At 61.1% G+C, this 16,005-nt stretch carries 18 protein-coding genes; 8 read left to right on the plus strand and 10 right to left on the minus strand.

The genetic code is table 11. The annotated features are described in order from the left end of the window. The first annotated feature begins 48 nt into the window (after window positions 1–48). Complete coding sequence (locus HOC_RS01170) at window positions 49–522, plus strand: MORN repeat-containing protein (protein WP_035534939.1); 474 nt, start codon at window positions 49–51, stop codon at window positions 520–522. A gap of 9 nt (window positions 523–531) precedes the next feature. Here the strand turns inward: HOC_RS01170 and HOC_RS01175 are convergent, their stop codons facing one another. Together HOC_RS01175 and HOC_RS01180 are read right to left on the minus strand one after the other, a co-directional pair. After that, window positions 532–1,023 (minus strand): GNAT family N-acetyltransferase, encoded by a 492-nt coding sequence (locus HOC_RS01175; protein WP_035534941.1) that lies wholly within the window; start codon window positions 1,021–1,023, stop codon window positions 532–534. Between the two features lie 64 nt (window positions 1,024–1,087). Continuing rightward, a complete protein-coding gene (locus HOC_RS01180; protein ID WP_035535198.1) occupies window positions 1,088–1,990 on the minus strand; it encodes a 1-acyl-sn-glycerol-3-phosphate acyltransferase in 903 nt (300 codons plus the stop codon). A gap of 256 nt (window positions 1,991–2,246) precedes the next feature. Between HOC_RS01180 and HOC_RS01185 the strand changes: the two genes are divergently transcribed. The 3 genes from HOC_RS01185 (at window position 2,247) to zapE (ending at window position 4,536) form a co-directional block, all read left to right on the plus strand. After that, complete coding sequence (locus HOC_RS01185) at window positions 2,247–2,678, plus strand: response regulator (RefSeq protein ID WP_035534944.1); 432 nt, start codon at window positions 2,247–2,249, stop codon at window positions 2,676–2,678. A 93-nt stretch (window positions 2,679–2,771) separates the two neighbouring features. Beyond that, a complete protein-coding gene (locus tag HOC_RS01190; RefSeq protein WP_241766834.1) occupies window positions 2,772–3,401 on the plus strand; it encodes a rhomboid family intramembrane serine protease in 630 nt (209 codons plus the stop codon). Further along, entirely contained in the window at window positions 3,394–4,536 is a 1,143-nt protein-coding gene (zapE, locus tag HOC_RS01195) for a cell division protein ZapE (RefSeq protein WP_241766836.1), read from the plus strand. Before HOC_RS01190 ends, zapE begins: the two co-directional genes overlap by 8 nt. Here zapE and HOC_RS01200 read toward each other — a convergent pair. Then, window positions 4,523–5,470, minus strand: coding sequence for a hydrogen peroxide-inducible genes activator (locus HOC_RS01200; protein WP_035534947.1), 948 nt, complete (start codon window positions 5,468–5,470; stop codon window positions 4,523–4,525). The genes zapE and HOC_RS01200 overlap by 14 nt on opposite strands. A 288-nt stretch (window positions 5,471–5,758) precedes the next feature. Here HOC_RS01200 and HOC_RS01205 point away from each other — a divergent pair, with 288 nt between their 5' ends. The 3 genes from HOC_RS01205 (at window position 5,759) to rpoH (ending at window position 9,263) form a co-directional block, all read left to right on the plus strand. Next, window positions 5,759–6,427 carry a carbonic anhydrase gene (locus HOC_RS01205; RefSeq protein WP_035534950.1) on the plus strand — a complete coding sequence of 223 codons (669 nt, stop codon included), beginning with the start codon at window positions 5,759–5,761 and terminating at the stop codon, window positions 6,425–6,427. Between the two features lie 23 nt (window positions 6,428–6,450). Beyond that, window positions 6,451–8,103: a SulP family inorganic anion transporter gene (locus HOC_RS01210; protein ID WP_051624400.1), complete on the plus strand. Its 1,653-nt coding sequence runs from the start codon at window positions 6,451–6,453 to the stop codon at window positions 8,101–8,103. A 245-nt stretch (window positions 8,104–8,348) separates the two neighbouring features. Beyond that, complete coding sequence (gene rpoH, locus HOC_RS01215) at window positions 8,349–9,263, plus strand: RNA polymerase sigma factor RpoH (protein WP_035534953.1); 915 nt, start codon at window positions 8,349–8,351, stop codon at window positions 9,261–9,263. A 2-nt stretch (window positions 9,264–9,265) separates the two neighbouring features. Here the strand turns inward: rpoH and HOC_RS01220 are convergent, their stop codons facing one another. Next, window positions 9,266–9,856 carry a hypothetical protein gene (locus tag HOC_RS01220; protein ID WP_035534956.1) on the minus strand — a complete coding sequence of 197 codons (591 nt, stop codon included), beginning with the start codon at window positions 9,854–9,856 and terminating at the stop codon, window positions 9,266–9,268. Between the two features lie 44 nt (window positions 9,857–9,900). On the opposite strand from HOC_RS01220, the gene HOC_RS01225 reads away from it, so the two are divergent. Continuing rightward, window positions 9,901–10,734 carry a TrmH family RNA methyltransferase gene (locus HOC_RS01225; protein WP_035534959.1) on the plus strand — a complete coding sequence of 278 codons (834 nt, stop codon included), beginning with the start codon at window positions 9,901–9,903 and terminating at the stop codon, window positions 10,732–10,734. Between the two features lie 75 nt (window positions 10,735–10,809). On the opposite strand, the gene HOC_RS01230 is transcribed toward HOC_RS01225, so the two are convergent. From HOC_RS01230 to cysG, 6 genes are read right to left on the minus strand one after another with little or no spacing between them, the layout of a single operon-like run. Next, a complete protein-coding gene (locus HOC_RS01230; protein ID WP_051624401.1) occupies window positions 10,810–11,553 on the minus strand; it encodes a phosphoadenylyl-sulfate reductase in 744 nt (247 codons plus the stop codon). A gap of 6 nt (window positions 11,554–11,559) precedes the next feature. Then, window positions 11,560–12,048 (minus strand): DUF934 domain-containing protein, encoded by a 489-nt coding sequence (locus HOC_RS01235; protein ID WP_035534961.1) that lies wholly within the window; start codon window positions 12,046–12,048, stop codon window positions 11,560–11,562. Beyond that, window positions 12,035–13,693 carry a nitrite/sulfite reductase gene (locus HOC_RS01240; protein WP_035534963.1) on the minus strand — a complete coding sequence of 553 codons (1,659 nt, stop codon included), beginning with the start codon at window positions 13,691–13,693 and terminating at the stop codon, window positions 12,035–12,037. The genes HOC_RS01235 and HOC_RS01240 overlap by 14 nt, the downstream gene beginning before the upstream one ends. After that, on the minus strand, window positions 13,686–14,297 hold the full coding sequence (locus tag HOC_RS01245; protein ID WP_156950331.1) for a glutathione S-transferase family protein: 612 nt from the start codon (window positions 14,295–14,297) through the stop codon (window positions 13,686–13,688). The genes HOC_RS01240 and HOC_RS01245 overlap by 8 nt, the downstream gene beginning before the upstream one ends. Next, the gene (locus HOC_RS01250) at window positions 14,294–14,599 is read right to left on the minus strand and encodes a DUF2849 domain-containing protein (protein ID WP_035534965.1); all 306 of its coding nucleotides are present in this window, start codon (window positions 14,597–14,599) and stop codon (window positions 14,294–14,296) included. The genes HOC_RS01245 and HOC_RS01250 overlap by 4 nt, the downstream gene beginning before the upstream one ends. Beyond that, complete coding sequence (cysG, locus tag HOC_RS01255) at window positions 14,596–15,987, minus strand: siroheme synthase CysG (protein ID WP_035534966.1); 1,392 nt, start codon at window positions 15,985–15,987, stop codon at window positions 14,596–14,598. Before cysG ends, HOC_RS01250 begins: the two co-directional genes overlap by 4 nt. Window positions 15,988–16,005 lie beyond the last annotated feature (18 nt).

Genomic DNA, 16,005 nt, shown 5'->3' on the forward strand with positions numbered 1-16,005 from the left:
CCAAGTCCACAGTGTGGTACACTGGCAACGCATCACAAGGAGGCCGCCATGCCATATTCCCGAACGACGCTCGCCAGCTTGGTCGCGATAATGTGTGTTGCCTGCGGCCCTCGCGCGCCAACGCCGCAGGATCCGGTCGCTCCGGTTCCGGAGTCAGACAGTGCAGCCCTGCCTGAAGCCCCTACCCCAGACCAGCTCGCCGCGCGCGCGGCTGAAGCCAGAGCACTTGAAGTCGCTGCCGCTTATCCGCCAATCGAGCAATATGCCGATGATATCTATGAAGGCCCGGCCCTTATGGCGAGCTATCAAGGCAAGACCAATGATGGCGTCTATGAGGGCTATGGCGTACTCACACTTCCCGATAGCGGCGTCGTCATGGCGGGCCTGTTCGCGAGGGGCTTCCTGAACGGCCCCGGCACCGCGCGCGACATGCAGGGCGAACTGTTCCACGAGGGCATGTATCTTGACGGCGTGCCGGCGGAATATTCCCTGCCTCTGGATCAACGTCCCAAGAAGGGCTGAGCCCTCTCTCTAGAGCGCCGTGACCAGACCTGCGAGCTGGCTCGCATCACCCGCGAGGCTTTTTACCATGACGCGGCCCTGATCTTGCGGACCCGGGAAAACAAGCTGCCCGCGCGGGGTGACTTCAAAACCGATCTCACAAAAATAGGCTGGCGCACCGATGAGCACAGCCGCTGGCCAGCCTTGAGCTTCACCCGCCTCAAGCGCAGCCACTGTCACAGCCTGACCAAGCCGGCTGCCGCGCTGTTCCGGTGTCACGGCGACCGGTCCGTAAAACAGGGCCCGCGTTCGGGCCTCCCCGACCACAAGCGGCCACACACGGCATACAGCGACAATCTCGCCATCTAACACAGCCACGCGGCTGATCGCCGGGAGGGAGTGAGAGAATTCGCGCAGACGCTCGGCGGTCTTGGCGAAGTGGCCCGGACCGAATGTGACATCGAACAGAGACTCGATGGCGACGGCGTGGAGAGCGGGCGTTTCAGGAATGATTTCAAGCATGGCGAGCGCGTCTAGAGCGCATCGCAGGCAAGTTCAAGTGAAGCTTGCCACCAGTGCGGCAACGTCAGGGCCTAAAGGCAGCGTCGGCGTTCTTCAGAAGGTCATAAGCGACATGATGCTTCAGTTTTTCCGTCAGCGCACCGGCATCGCCGTCAAGGCTTGCCGGGTCGATCAACTGGCCAAATGTCATGCTGAATTTCGAGCCGCGCTTGTTCAGCAATTCATGAAAGAGCGTAATGTCTCGCAACTCATCATTGAGGTCGCAGAACAGATAGTAGAGCGCAGAATTCCGGGCATCCACATTGAGCGGCAGGATAGGCGCCTTCTGCTTGCGTGCGAGACCAATGACCGTGGAGAACCAGTCCTTTTCCTGCAACGTACCATCGACACGCCGGGCAAGCCGGCCGGAGGGGAAGATGACGACACATTTCTCATCACTAAAAGCCTCAGCCGCGCGCTTTAATGTCTCACGGGTCTTCGCGGGTGTGCGCTTGGCCGCAACCCATTCGACCGGGATGATGACATCCTCGAACTTCGGGTTCACCCGCACCGCGTCAGCATTGGCAAAGAAGATGATGTCGTCGCGCACCTGTTTCAGCAGGTCCCAGACGGCGACGCCGTCAGCTAGGCCCGTCGGGTGGTTGGCCGCCACAATAAGTCGGCCGGTTTTCGGCATGCGCTGGATACCATCTATCGTGAGATCGAAGGAAAGCTGCTCTGACAGGAGATCAAAGGACTGACGGCCATTCAGCTGAACAATCTCGTCGGCCATGCGACGGGCCTTGCCATAACCGAGCACCTTGTAGAGGGCCGGACGCACCAGCGGCCACGACCAGTGCTCCCGGATACGCGGGCAGCGCTCCTCGATCAGCACGTCGACAATATGCTTGTCAGCCTCGCTGTCATCGACATGGAAGGCCGATACAGGCGGCACCTTGGTGGCCGGTGGCAGGATTTCGTCTGTCATGTATTTTTTTTGCTTTTTTTCTTCGCATGCGTTTCCCTGCCCCTCAGCATACATGAACTCCCCTTACGGGAAAGCGGATGCGGCAGGTTTGGAGGGGCCAAAAAACTTTCCCGGAAATGCCGATCTGTTGAGATTTCAACACTTCGGAAAGTTCTGCTTTACCAAGCTGTAAGGCCCCGGTGGCAAGGTCATCTTCAGACGGGCGCAGACACACACAGACGCTCAGGCAGCAATAACCTTTACGGGGTAGAGTAGTATGAAAGTTCTTTGGGTTGAAGATCACGAGCCGGTTCGCGACATGTTGGCGATTGCCGCCGACAAAGCCGCCCGCTCGCGCATTCAGGTGGATCTCGTCCTGGCGCCGACACTGATGGCCGCCGAGGCACGCCTCCGTCTCGAGCGCTTCGACCTCGTTGTCCTCGACCTCGGCCTGCCAGACAGTGTCGACCCGGACATGACAATCGCGCGCGTCGCCAATATGGGCAAATATCGCATCGCGGTTGTCTCCTCGATGGACACGCGCGACCAGGTTGTGGAAGCCGCGCTGCGTTGCGGCGCCAATATCGCGCCAAAGGCCGTTTTCAAGGCCAGCCTGCCCTTCAATCGCTTTATCCAGCGCCCGGATACGTTCGAGGACTTCCTGCTTGAGCAAATGCCTGCTGCTGCTGCCCCAGCCCGGGCCGCCTGAGCGAATACACCTCACGGGAGCTTGTGCTTGCAGACTCCCCAATGACCTTGCTAAGCCGCCCGGGTTAACCCTTCGGGCGGCTTTGCCCATTTGATGGATCAGAACGCCATGGACGCCCTGCTCGTCTACCCTACCACACTTGTGCTGATCGCCCTGAATGTGATCGCCAGCGTCCTGGCGTTCAACAATCGCGACTTGTTCGACCGGTATTGTTTCTGGATCAAGCCGATCCGGGAAGGCGAGGAATGGTTCCGCTTCGTCACGTCGGCCTTCCTGCACGTCAATGGCATGCACCTCTTCATCAACATGTACGTGCTCTACACGTTCGGGAAGATCCTCGAAGCCTATGTAGGCTCCGGCGGCTTCCTGATCCTGTACGCGGCTTCCATGCTGGGCGGGAATGTCTGGGAATATGCCGACAAGCATAACCAGCCGAACTACCGCGCCGTCGGCGCCTCGGGCGCAACATCGGGCGTGATCACGGGCTTTTGCCTCTTCTATCCCTTTGCGATGCTCTACCTCTTCTTCGCTATCCCCATGTGGGCCATCGTTTTTGGCGTGGGTTTCATCGTGATCAGTTTCATCCTCTCCCAGCGCGACCAGACCATGGTGGCGCACGGCGCCCACCTCGGCGGCGCGCTGACCGGACTCGTCATCGCAATGCTGCTGCGTCCGGCTGCCTGGCGGGAACTGGTCGAACAAGTGGCGCACCGCATTGGCTGATGACAGCATGATCTCGGTACTGGACCGCTACGAGGCGCGGATCGCCGAAGGCCTGATTGATGCTGATAGCGCGCAGGCCAAGGCTGCCGCGCGCCTTGATGACCTCGCCCGTCGACTGGCCAATAAGGGTAAAGGCGGCTGGTTCTCCAAGCCCGCGCCCGTCCATGGTCTCTACATGTGGGGCGGCGTCGGGCGCGGTAAATCCATGCTGATGGACCTCTTCTTCGAGGCGGCCCCTGTCACCTCCAAGCGCCGGGTTCACTTCCACGAATTCATGGGCAGCGTGCACGACATGCTTGGCGAGTGGCGCAAGCTGGACGCAAGCGAACGCAAGCGATCCGAATGGCGCGTCAAGGGAGCGGGCGACGACCCGATCGCGCCAGCCGCGAACCGCATCGCCTCAGGCGCGAGCCTGCTTTGCTTCGACGAATTCCAGGTGACGCAGATCGCCGACGCGATGATCCTGTCGCGCCTGTTCGAAGCCCTTTTCGACGAGGGCGTCACCGTCGTGGCAACCTCCAACCGCCACCCCGACGACCTCTATACCGATGGCATCAACCGTCCCCTCTTCCTGCCCTTCGTGGATATCCTGAAGGCCAATTGCGACGTGTTCGAGTTGAGCTCCGACCGGGATTATCGCCTCGACCGCCTGAGCGAGGCGCCCGTCTGGTACGCACCACTTGGGCCCGAGGCAGACGCTGCGCTGGACAAGGCGTGGCACCGGCTGACGCTTGGCGCAACGCCGCAGCACTGCACGCTCAAGGTCAAAGGCCGAAAGCTGGAAGTGTCGCGCGAGGCAGCGGGCACGGCCCGCTTCACCTTTGAAGAATTGTGCGCCCGCCCGCTCGGTGCCCGCGACTATCATACGATCGGCGCCCATTTTCACGCGGTGTTCCTTGAAGGCATCCCCCTGCTCTCGCCTGAGAACCGCAACGAAGCCGCTCGCTTCGTGATGCTGATCGACGAGCTCTATGAAGCGAAGGTGAAACTCGTGGCGAGTGCCGCCGCCGAACCGGATGCGCTTTATCCGTCCGGCGATGGCAGTTTCGAATTCCAGCGTACCGCCAGCCGCCTCCACGAGATGCGCTCAACCGAATATTTCGCCGAGGCACATAAACAGGTCACCGACGTCTGACCGGCCGGCCTGCAGGCCGTAGCGCCTCTGACTCAAGAATATCCATCGCCACATCGCGGAAGACAAGGCCAAGCGCTTCAATATCCCGGCCTAGCGGCGAGCCTGTGCGCCAGATCAGGCTGACATCACGGGTCGCCAGCAGATGGCGCAGCGGCCGCACGACCTGGCCGGGGTCACGCTGCGCTTCAACGACGGCGTAAAGATTGGGCAGGATGGCAACGCCGGCCCCCATGGCTGACATCTGCCTCACAGCGTCCAGCGACGTACCTTCATATTCCGTACTGACATGCGCGCCCGCTGCATCGGCGAGCATCTGGATCACGACGCTGAGCCGGTGACCGAAACCAAGGCTGAGCAATTCCCTGCCCTGCAAGGCACTGATATCAACCGGACCTTCGCCTTGCGAGAGCTCATCATCGGACGCGGCACATATGAAAAGTGTCTCCTGGAACAGCGACATGCTTTCGCTATTCACATGGTCTTCCGGCGTCGAGATGATCATGTCGAGGCGGCCGTCATTGAGCTTCTCCTCCAGGTCGATCGTGCGCTCCTCACGGACGCTCATGCGCAGGTCCGAGAACAGGCGGTGGAGTTCCTTCACAGCGCTCGGCAGCAGGTAGGGCCCGATTGTCGGCACCGTGCCGAGACGGTAGCGGCCGGCGACACGCCCTTCGGTTTGCCGGGCAACGGTCTTCAGGTCTTCCAGCTGTGTGAGGATTACGCGTGCGCGCCTAACCACTTCCTCTCCCGTGGGCGTCATGATCGCGCCATTGCGCCCGCGTTCGATCAGCACGGCGCCCAGTTGCGCCTCGGCCGCAGCGATCTGGGCCGACAGGCTGGGCTGAGAGACGTTGAGGGTTTTCGCCGCCTCGTGGAATTTTCCGGTCTCGGCCACGGCGACGATATACTGTAATTGCCGCAACGTAGGACGCATCAGGGTTTCCTTTGGTTGAAGCCGACACTTTGATAGACTTTGACTATCGAAACAAGAGTGTTTTCGTATTGGAACTATGTATTGGAAGCCCCGAAATACCGACTGTGCGAACGAACCGGAGCGTCCCTTTAGTGCCAGCGACAGACCTTAAAAGCCGAAGTGCTTGCCGCTGCTACAGCGAGGTAACCCGCTCAGCTGTGGATCCGCCGCGCGATACCTGAGACGCCCACCGCGTCATACCTGACATCCTATCCAGCTTTCCTCCCACGCATCGAAAAGGAGTTTCGCATGCCACGCTTTGCTGCGGGCGTCGTCCGCTTCCAGAATAACGTTTATCCCGGTAAACAGGACCTGTTTGAAGAACTTAGCCAGGGCCAGTCGCCCGAAGCACTGTTCATCACCTGCTCCGACAGCCGTATCGAAACGGCAATGATTACCCAAACCGAACCCGGTCAATTGTTCCACGCGCGCAATGCCGGGAATATCGTTCCACCACATACCGAGCATACCGGCGGCATGACAGCGGCCATCGAGTATGCAGTAGCAGTTCTGAGAGTGCCGCATATCGTCGTGTGCGGACATACTGGCTGCGGTGCCATGAATGGCGCGATGCACCCGGATGGCCTTGAAGGGCTGGACCATGTTCGCAAATGGCTGGCCTATTCCAAGTCAGCAGTCGATATCGTCGACGAGCTGGCTCCGAACGGCACACCGGAAGACCGGATGCAGATGCTTATCGAGCAGAACGTTCTCGTCCAGCTGCAGCACCTGCGTACGCATCCAAGCGTCGCGCGTCGCCTCGCCAAGGGCGATCTCGAACTGCACGGATGGGTCTACGACATCCGCACAGGCGACGTGTCCGCCTTCGACGCCAACCAAAACACATTCATCCGGGTAGATGCGCATTATGCCAGCCAGATTGCCGAACTTGCCGGCGATCACGACTGCGCGGCCTGACCCCCAGACAACGGAAAAAGTCTATGACAACACCCCAGACAGGGGCGCAGCCGAAAGGCGCGCCCTATTTTGACCTTTCGAATCTGAAGGGTGACCTGTTCGGCGGCTTGACCGCCGGCATCGTCGCCCTTCCCCTCGCGCTCGCCTTCGGTGAAGCCTCAGGCGCCGGCCCCATTGCCGGCCTCTGGGGCGCCATTTTTGTTGGCTTCTTTGCTGCCTTGTTTGGCGGCACCGGATCCCAAGTCTCAGGCCCGACCGGCCCCATGGTCGTCGTCTTTGCCGGTCTCTATGCCGCGCTCGGCGGCAACCCTGCACTCGTCTTTGGCGCCGTTATCCTTGCGGGCCTCATGCAGATCCTGCTCGGCTTCATGCGCTTCGGCCAATATGTGAAACTGGTGCCCTACCCGGTCATCTCAGGCTTCATGAGCGGTATCGGTGTAATCATCATCGCCCTCCAGCTTGCCCGTCTCTTCGGTCATGAACCGGATGGCGGGGGCACGATTCCGGCCTTCACGGCCGTGCCCGGCGCGCTGATGGACCCTAACTTCATTGCCGTCGGGATTGCCCTTCTGACGCTTGGCATCGTGTTCAGCTGGCCGAAGAAGTTTGCCGCCTATGTGCCCGGCCCGTTGGCCGCGCTCGTGATCGGCACGCTGGTCAGCATCGCCATCCCGGGTGCTCCGCTCCTCGGTGACATCCCGACGGGCTTCCCAAGCTTCGTACTGCCGGCCGTCAATGTGGACTCCGCCCTCATCGTCATCAAGGCGGCCTTCATTCTCGCCGTGCTCGGCTCAATCGACAGCTTGCTGACGTCACTTGTCGCAGACAACATGACCCGCACGCGTCACCAGTCGAACAAGGAACTGATCGGTCAGGGCATCGGTAACGCCCTTGGCGGCTTCTTCGGTGCCATTCCCGGCGCCGGCGCAACCATGCGCACTGTGATCAACATCCGGTCCGGTGGCCGCACGCGCATCTCCGGCATGACACACGCCCTCGTGCTGCTGGCGATCGTCATAAGCCTTGGCCCGCTTGCCGCGAAGATTCCGCATGCGGTTTTGGCCGGTATCCTGGTAAAGGTCGGTGTCGATACGATCGACTTCTCCTACCTGAAGCGCGCCCATAAAGGGCCTCGCTGGGACTTGGGCCTCATGGTGCTCGTGCTTGGGCTCACCGTGTTCGTCGACCTGATCACGGCTGTGGCAGTTGGCGTGGTGCTCGCAGCGCTCGCCTTCATCAAGAACCTTGCCGATGATCAGATCAAAGCCGTTCAGGAAGACGAACCACGCCTCTCCACCGAAGAAGAGACGCAGATCCTGTCACGCTCAGGCGGCCGGGTAATGATGTTCGACTTTGGCGGACCACTCAGCTTTGGTGCGGCGGCTGACCTCGGCCACCATGTCCGCAGCAAGGCGAGTGACAAAGTGGAGATCATCATTCTCGACTTTTCCCGTGTCCCTTTCATCGATGTCTCGGCGGTCAGGGCCGTAGAAACCATCGTCGAGGACGCAGCAGACTCCGGCAAGCAGGTTTATGTCACCGGCTTGAACGAGTCTGTCGGACAAGTGCTGCATCAATTCGCCACCGGCCTGCCCGGGAGCAAGGAAAAGCAGTTCGACACGCGTCTTGATGCGCTCAAGGCAGCGGTGACGAGGTTGGAACCAAGTCGGGCATAGAGTTCCGGTACGTTAACCAACAAACCCCGTAACTGCCCCGCTCTTCCCCCCCGGAGCGGGGCATTTTTTTGCCCACGCCACCTTCACAGGAAGGCCGTATTTCCTATTTATGCTGCAGCGCGATGACATACATGCGCATTTCCGGGGAATACGTCGCCGCAAAGCGGGGCTAAGAACACACTCGGAACACCTAAACGGGAACCATTGCTGCAGGTGCGGGATAGGTTCCAAAAGGAGGATTTATAATGGCCAACCCAGTTTCTGCACGTAGTTCGGTCGCCCTCAGCCCCGAACAGGGCCTCAGCCGGTATCTCAGCGAAATCCGCAAGTTCCCGATGCTCGAGAAGAACGAAGAATTCATGCTCGCCCGCAAGTGGCTCGAGAATGATGACACGGAAGCCGCCGAAAAGATGGTGACCTCCCACCTTCGCCTCGTGGCGAAGATCGCGATGGGCTATCGCGGTTATGGCTTGCCAATGGCTGAAGTGATTTCGGAAGGCAATGTCGGCCTCATGCAGGCGGTGAAGAAATTCGACCCCGAAAAAGGCTTCCGCCTGGCGACCTATGCCATGTGGTGGATCCGCGCTGCGATCCAGGAATATATCCTGCGCTCGTGGAGCCTCGTGAAACTCGGCACGACGGCCGCCCAGAAGAAGCTGTTCTTCAACCTGCGCCGCCTGAAAGGCGAGATGAAAGCCCTCGACGAAGGCGACCTTCGCCCTGAACAGGCGCGCCTGATCGCCGAAAAACTGAACGTCACTGAGGCGGAAGTCTTCTCGATGAACGGCCGTATGTCAGGCTCCGATGCCTCGCTGAACGTACCCATGGGCACTGATGGCGACATGGAATGGCAGGACTGGCTGGCCGATGATGACCAGGGCCAGGCCGAGAATTTCGCGGATCGTCAGGAATATGACGCCCGCATGGACCTGCTCGGCAATGCCATGCAAGACCTCAACGAGCGCGAGCGGCACATCCTCACCGAGCGCCGCCTGTCTGAGGAGCCAAAGACGCTCGAAGAACTCTCGGAAACGTACAATGTCAGCCGTGAGCGCATCCGGCAGATCGAGGTGCGGGCGTTCGAGAAACTGCAAAAGGCCATGAAGCGCATGGCCAAGGAACAGGGCATGCCGACAGCCGCAGGCGCCGTGGCAAATTAAGCTTACTCTTCGGCAGCCGGGTCCATTGGGGCTTCGGCTGCCGCTTGAGGCGCCTCTGGGACCATCTTGTCGGCCTGCTCAGCCTTGTCGAGCAGCACGGATTGGTCGCTATAGGCCACATTGAAGCCGATAATCTTCCAGGCCTCTTCTTCCCTCACCCATTGTACCGTGACGCGGCCCGGCGATTTTTCCGATACGACAGACATGGCACAGTCGGCGAACGTGCCTGATTTCGCCGCATCCGTGTTTGCGGCACTCCTGATCGTGCAATTCGGAGCCGAGAATTCAGTGACAGCGCCATACTGGCGAATATAGCGGTCGGTATCGTCGACAGCTTTCTGGGAAATCTCGATCCGGCGAGAGTAAATCGGGTCGCTGGCCGGCGGCAATCCGTCAGCCATGAATTGCCTGACAATCTCATCCGTTGCGGCACTGCGGGCACTGACCGCCTTGAAAGCCTTGATGCCACCATTGACGCATGTGCCGAGCACAATGGCTGCAAGGATGAGCGAGCCAACGATCCAGTACACCTTGCGGGACTTGCGCGGTGCCGGCGATTGCTCATAAGGCTTCGGTCCAGCCGTATCGGTCATGCAAGCGCCCCCCCTTTTCCCGTCTTCAGGACAGAACCAACCAGATGTTACCTGATCAGGCAATACGCATTCTGGTTGCAAACGACCCTCGGGTCGCGCCCTACACGTCCATTCGCGAAAAGGACCTGACATCAGGCCATGGGGGGCGGTTCATCGTCGAAGGCAAAGTCACACTCGAAACGCTGCTACGTCGTGGCCGCTTTGCTGTCGAAAGCCTCTTCCTGTGCGAAACACGGCTGGAGCCGCTGGCCGATATTCTGGCCCATGTCCCCGCAAATGTGCCAGTCTATGTCGCCCCGCAGGACGTGATGGATGCGGTCGCGGGCTTCCCCATGCACCGGGGCGTTCTGGCCTGCGGCATGAAGGGCGACACGGCTGCAGATGCAGCCCTCGCCCTGAGCGAAGTCGCGCAGCGATCCCCCCTCCCCACAACCTTGCTGATGCTGTCCGACCTGTCCAATCACGACAATGTCGGCGCCTGCTTCCGCAATGCGGCCGCGTTTGGCGCCGATGCCGTCCTGCTCGACGCGCAATGCTGCGACCCGCTTTATCGCAAGGCCATCCGCGTCTCGTCAGGATCGACCCTGTGGCTGCCCTTCGCCCATGGCGGCAGCGGTGCGGAGATGATGCGGGCGGCGCGGGATGCCGGCTATACGGTCTGGGCGATGACGCCGCGCGCCGATGCCGCGCCGCTCGCCTCCCTCCCCGTGCCGGACAAGCTCGCTGTCCTGCTCGGCGCCGAGGGGCCGGGCCTGCCGGACGATCTTATCGCATCAGCCGTTCCGGTGCGCATCCCCATGTCGGGGGGCTTTGACAGCATTAACGTGGCAACGGCCGGGGCTGTCGCCTTGGCGCACGTTTTCGCCGCCAGAGCCTGAAAAGAAAACGCCCCCTCCAAACCGGAGAGGGCGCTGCGGGAATGCGTGGTGTGACGCCCCACCCGTAGTGTTGGTTTAGAACACCCGAGGGCGCTCGTTCTTGTCAACATGCAGGCCGCACTCAGTCTTGGCCTGACCCGCCCAGCGACCGGCGCGTACGTCTTCGCCTTCAGCAACAGGCTTGGTGCACGGCCAGCAGCCAATCGATGGATAGCCCTGCGAGACCAGCGGATGACGCGGCAGATTACGCTGCTTGATCATCAGCTCGACATCTTCCGGCGTCCAGTTAGCCAGCGGGTTCACCTTGTAGCGGCCATTCGCGAATTCGAAGACCGGCAGCGACATGCGGGCACCGCCATGGAAGCGCTTGCGGCCCGTGATCCAGGCGGAGAAGCCTTCAAGGGCCGGCTCCAGCGGGCGCACCTTGCGCAGGGCGCAGCAGGCATCGGTATCGGTTTTCCAGAGATCGTTCTTCGGGTCGAGCACCTTGCGCTCTGTCTCCGACGGCGGGATCGAACGCACGCCAGTCAGGCCGAGCCGTTCAATCACTTCATCGCGGTGATCAAGCGTTTGCGGAAAATGCATGCCGGTATCGAGGAACACGATCGGCAGCGAAGGGTCGACATCGGCAATCAGGGCCAGCATGGCGACGCTTTCGGCACCAAAGCTCGACACGTAGGTCAGGCTCTCAGGCCACTCACGCACCATCGCAACGCGCAGGACCGTCTGTGCTGACGCATCGCGCAGCTCGGTATTAAGACGTTCCAGGCGGATCTCGGGCGCTTCAGCGTTCCGAGCGATGATGTCACCATAAGGCATGTGGCTCTAGTTTCCGTGTCTCTTGCGGAACACCGGCACCCGACCGCCCGCAGCGGGCTGGTAGACTTCGGAATATTCCTTCAATGCGTCTACCACTTCAGATAGGGCAGCACGGGATGTCTCGTAAGCATCGATGCCTGAACGGTTCATATAGAATAACTGATCCCGCAGGACGTGGCCCACCGCGCGCAGCTCGCCTTCATAGCCAAAGCGGCGGCGCAGGAGCTGGGCCTGGCTGAAGCCGCGGCCGTCCGTATATTTCGGGAAAGCGATCTCGATTAGCTGTATTTGCTGCAGGTATGGCTCCAGAAGCGCCGCATCGTCATCAGGCGCAAGGCGCACGCCGACCTGCGTATTACGCTCAGCCAGGGTCGAGGCCTCAGCAAGGAAACGTGCCAGCGGAACCGTGAAGCAACCGCCTTCGGATAGCTCTGCTTCACCGTCAACATAGGCCCAGATATCGTCGATTTCGGCGCCATTCTTAATCAGCGGCATAGAGGGCTTCCTTGAATGGGTCATGGCCGATGCGGCCCAGTGTGTCGATAAACAGCTCGTCCTTGCCGCTGCGCAGCTCGCGGTAGCGGTCTACAACGCGCTTGAGGGCGCCGGGAACGTCTTCGGATTTGAGGCCGGGGCCGGCGATATCGCCAATCGCGGCCTTCTCGTCGGCGCGGCCGCCAAAGGTGATCTGATAGAATTCCTCACCCTTCTTGTCGACGCCGAGGATGCCGATATGGCCAACATGGTGGTGTCCGCAGGCATTGATACAGCCTGAGATATTGATGTGCAGGCGGCCGATATCTTCCTGATAGTCAGGATCAGCAAACACCTGTTGCACGGCCTGCCCAACTGGAATCGAACGGGCATTGGCGAGGTTGCAATAGTCGAGGCCCGGGCAGACGATCAGGTCGGTGATCAGGCTCTCGTTCGGCGTCGCAAGGCCCGCCGCGTCCAGCTCTGCATGCAGAGCTGGCAGGTCGTCCAAGGCAACATGCGCGAGGATAATATTCTGCGCGTGGCTGACGCGAATATCGTCCTGGCCATAGGTCTCGGCCAGATTCGCGATGATCTCCATCTGCGCGTCGGTCGCATCGCCAGCGAGGCCACCAATCGGCTTCAGGCTGACCGTGACGGACGTGTAGCCCGGCGTGACGTGCGGATGCAGGTTCGTGCGCGCCCAGCGGGCGAAGACCTTATCGCTCGCCTTGGCCGCCTCGAACGCGTCCGACGTGTCAGGCTTCGTCGCCAGCTCAGGCGGCGCGAAATAGGCGTGTATACGGTCGATCTCTGCCTGCGGCAGGTCGATCTTCTCATGGCTGCGCTGAGCGGCAAATTCCGCTTCAACCTGCCGCGTGAACTCTTCCTCGCCAAGTTCATTCACGAGGATCTTGATGCGTGCCTTGTACTTGTTGTCCCGGCGACCGTGCAGGTTGTAGACGCGCATGATCGCTTCGAGATAATCGAGCAACCGGTCTTCCGGCACGAACTCGTTGACCAGCGCAGCAATGTGCGGCGTACGCCCCTGCCCCCCGCCGACATGCACTTCAAAGCCGCGCAGGCCATCACGCTCACGCATGTGAAGGCCAATGTCATGTACGCGGATCGCCGCGCGATCATGCGCGGCGCCGGTGACGGCGATCTTGAACTTGCGTGGCAGGAAGGCGAATTCCGGATGGAAGGTCGACCATTGGCGGATGATCTCGCACCAGGGGCGCGGGTCCATGATCTCGTCGCGCGCGGCGCCGGCATAATGGTCCGACGTCGTATTGCGGATACAGTTGCCGCTGGTCTGGATGGCGTGCATCTCGACCTCGGCCAGCAGGGCCAGCACGTCCGGAATATCCTTCAGGGCCACCCAGTTGAACTGGATGTTCTGGCGTGTGGTGAAGTGGCCGTAATTGCGGTCATACTCACGGGCGATGCGCGCCAGCATGCGCATCTGGCGTGCGCTCAGCTGGCCATAGGGAATGGCCACGCGCAACATGTAAGCGTGGAGCTGGAGATAGACGCCGTTCTGCAGGCGCAGCGGCTTGAACTCGTCTTCCAGCAATTCGCCCGACAGGCGGCGCTCGACCTGCCCGCGGAACTGGGCGACGCGTTCCTTGACGATCTGCGCGTCGAATTCGTCATATCTATACATGGGTGACCTCGTGAAGGTGTGGCAGGCCGAGTTCTAGCTCGCAGCGGGCGACCCAGGCGTGCACGGCAGGAAATTCGTTCAGGTCAAAGCCGCCTTCGTGCGCGAGGCGCGTATAGGCGAGCAGGGAAATGTCGGCGAGCGTCAGGGCCTCTCCCCCGGCGATCCAGTCGCTGGAGATGAGCGCCATTTCCATCCGGCCAAGCGCACGGCGGCCCTTGGCCATCAAGTCCGCATCGATCTCGTCGTCTGACTTTTTCAGGTAGAGCTTCTGGAAACGGCGCACGGCAATCGTCGGCTCGTGGGAATACTGCTCCCAGAACATCCACTCGAACATCTTGGCCCGCTCGAACGCGTCGGCCGGGATCAGGTCAGAGCCCTCGGCAAGATGCAGGATGATGGCGTTGGACTGGGCCAGTGTACGGCCATTGTCGAACTGAACGACCGGGACCTGGCCAAACGGGTTCAGCGCGAGGAATTCATCCGTCCGGCTCTCGCCCTTGAGAATGTCGATCTCGATCCATTCATGCGGAAGAGACAGCTGCGTCGCCACCCATTTCACTTTCAGGCAGTTGCCCGAAATGGAATCGCCAAAGATGCGGATCATGCCTTGTCTCCATAGGCTACGGTCGGGCCGTTGGCGCGGATGGATTCGCGCAGGGTTTCCCGGCCAGTAATGCCGCCGGTCTCGGTGACTTCCATGAAATAGGGATCGGTGATGATCGCTTCCTGCTTCGCAGCGGCGGCGAGGCGTTCCTCGGCCTCTTCGCCCGTAAAGGCTGCGATCTGCGCGGTGTCAGTTGTCCAGCCTCCATCGGCCTTCAGCCAGACAGTGCGACCAGTGGCGGTCTCCCACGCGGTGATGGATTTTGGCGTTTCGGGCTTCAGCTTGGGGCGAACGGAGCTCATGCGACATGTTCCTTGAAGGCTTGGGCAATGGCTTCTGCAGGCAGGCCAGCCACTTCGCCGATGACGAGCAGCGCGGGGCCCTTGATGCCGGCGCGCTGGATGAGGTGGGGGAGTTCAGCGAGCGTGCCGAACACACGGATTTCATTGTCGCGCGTGCCATTCTCGATGACCGCAACAGGGGTCGATGGGGCACGCCCCGCCGCGATGATCTTCTCCGCAATCGTCGCCGATGTACCGACACCCATGAACACGACAACTGTCTGCGCAGGCCGGGCAAGCGAGACCCAGTCAAGATCCGGCACGCCGCCTGCCCGGGCGTGGCCAGTCACAAACGTAAGGCTTTGCGCATGGTCGCGATGGGTCAGCGGCAGACCTGCAGCCGCAGCGCAGCCAAGCGCCGAGGAGATACCGGGAACGACCGTGGCCGCGACACCCGCCGCGCGTACCGCTTCCAGCTCTTCCCCGCCCCGGCCAAAGATGAACGGGTCGCCGCCCTTGAGGCGCACGACGCGCTTGCCCTCCTGCGCCGAGGCGATCAGCAGCTCGTGGATCGTTTCCTGCGGCACCGAATGGTCGCCCTTGGACTTGCCGACCGGCACGCGGTCGGCGTCGCGGCGAATGAGGGAGAGAATTTCGTCGCTGACGAGACGGTCATAATAAACAATGTCGGCTTCCTGGATCAGGCGCAGCGCTTTCAATGTCATCAGTTCAGGGTCGCCGGGTCCTGCTCCCACAATATGCACGATGCCTTCGGCCGCTGCGCCTGACTGCAATTGCGCGCGCATGGCGGCTTCGGCGCCCTCAAGATCGCCGGCATAGGCGAGGTCTGCCGTTGGGCCGGTCAGCGCGGTTTCCCAGAACCGACGGCGCGCCTTGCTGTCGGTGATCGCGGCTTTCACATCCGGGCGCAAACGGCTGGCAAGCGCGGCCAGGTCGCCGATACGTTTCGGCAGCAGCGCTTCGAGTTTCTCGCGAATGGACTTGGCGAGGACAGGCGCCGACCCGTTGGTGCCGATCGCGGCGACCACATCGCCCCGGTCAATGATCGAGGGAACGGTGAAATCGCAAAGTTCCGGATGGTCGACCACGTTCAGCGGCACACCGTACTGCCGCGCCATGGTGATCGCCTTTTCCGCATTGGCATCGAGACGGTTCGCGACAATGGCAAAGCGCGCCACATCCAGCGCCGGTCCGGCATGTTCCGGCGGCGCGATCGTGATGCGGCCCGCGAATTCCTCTGCGAAACCGGCGTCAATTTTCGAGACAATGACGGTAATTCGGGCCGGTGTCGCAGCCAGAAGGCGAACCTTGCGACGGGCTTCTTCCCCGCCTCCGAAAACAACAACGGATGCATTATCAAGGTTGAAGAAGGCCGGAAACTGGCGCATGCGAAGGCCACTCTTGTT

Origin of the sequence: Hyphomonas oceanitis SCH89, from assembly GCF_000685295.1 — a bacterium.
GTDB lineage: Bacteria > Pseudomonadota > Alphaproteobacteria > Caulobacterales > Hyphomonadaceae > Hyphomonas > Hyphomonas oceanitis.

Bases quoted from the DNA above. Each gene is read 5' to 3' on its own strand.
- HOC_RS01245 (WP_156950331.1), bottom strand. From the start codon at position 14,297: ATGATCCGCATCTTTGGCGATTCCATTTCGGGCAACTGCCTGAAAGTG.
- HOC_RS01220 (WP_035534956.1), bottom strand. From the start codon at position 9,856: ATGACCGATACGGCTGGACCGAAGCCTTATGAGCAATCGCCGGCACCG.
- HOC_RS01210 (WP_051624400.1), top strand. From the start codon at position 6,451: ATGACAACACCCCAGACAGGGGCGCAGCCGAAAGGCGCGCCCTATTTT.
- HOC_RS01205 (WP_035534950.1), top strand. From the start codon at position 5,759: ATGCCACGCTTTGCTGCGGGCGTCGTCCGCTTCCAGAATAACGTTTAT.
- HOC_RS01225 (WP_035534959.1), top strand. From the start codon at position 9,901: ATGTTACCTGATCAGGCAATACGCATTCTGGTTGCAAACGACCCTCGG.
- HOC_RS01240 (WP_035534963.1), bottom strand. From the start codon at position 13,693: ATGTATAGATATGACGAATTCGACGCGCAGATCGTCAAGGAACGCGTC.
- HOC_RS01180 (WP_035535198.1), bottom strand. From the start codon at position 1,990: ATGACAGACGAAATCCTGCCACCGGCCACCAAGGTGCCGCCTGTATCG.
- HOC_RS01190 (WP_241766834.1), top strand. From the start codon at position 2,772: ATGGATCAGAACGCCATGGACGCCCTGCTCGTCTACCCTACCACACTT.
- HOC_RS01250 (WP_035534965.1), bottom strand. From the start codon at position 14,599: ATGAGCTCCGTTCGCCCCAAGCTGAAGCCCGAAACGCCAAAATCCATC.
- HOC_RS01170 (WP_035534939.1), top strand. From the start codon at position 49: ATGCCATATTCCCGAACGACGCTCGCCAGCTTGGTCGCGATAATGTGT.
- HOC_RS01230 (WP_051624401.1), bottom strand. From the start codon at position 11,553: ATGCCTTATGGTGACATCATCGCTCGGAACGCTGAAGCGCCCGAGATC.
- HOC_RS01200 (WP_035534947.1), bottom strand. From the start codon at position 5,470: ATGCGTCCTACGTTGCGGCAATTACAGTATATCGTCGCCGTGGCCGAG.
- cysG (WP_035534966.1), bottom strand. From the start codon at position 15,987: ATGCGCCAGTTTCCGGCCTTCTTCAACCTTGATAATGCATCCGTTGTT.
- rpoH (WP_035534953.1), top strand. From the start codon at position 8,349: ATGGCCAACCCAGTTTCTGCACGTAGTTCGGTCGCCCTCAGCCCCGAA.
- HOC_RS01175 (WP_035534941.1), bottom strand. From the start codon at position 1,023: ATGCTTGAAATCATTCCTGAAACGCCCGCTCTCCACGCCGTCGCCATC.
- HOC_RS01185 (WP_035534944.1), top strand. From the start codon at position 2,247: ATGAAAGTTCTTTGGGTTGAAGATCACGAGCCGGTTCGCGACATGTTG.
- HOC_RS01235 (WP_035534961.1), bottom strand. From the start codon at position 12,048: ATGCCGCTGATTAAGAATGGCGCCGAAATCGACGATATCTGGGCCTAT.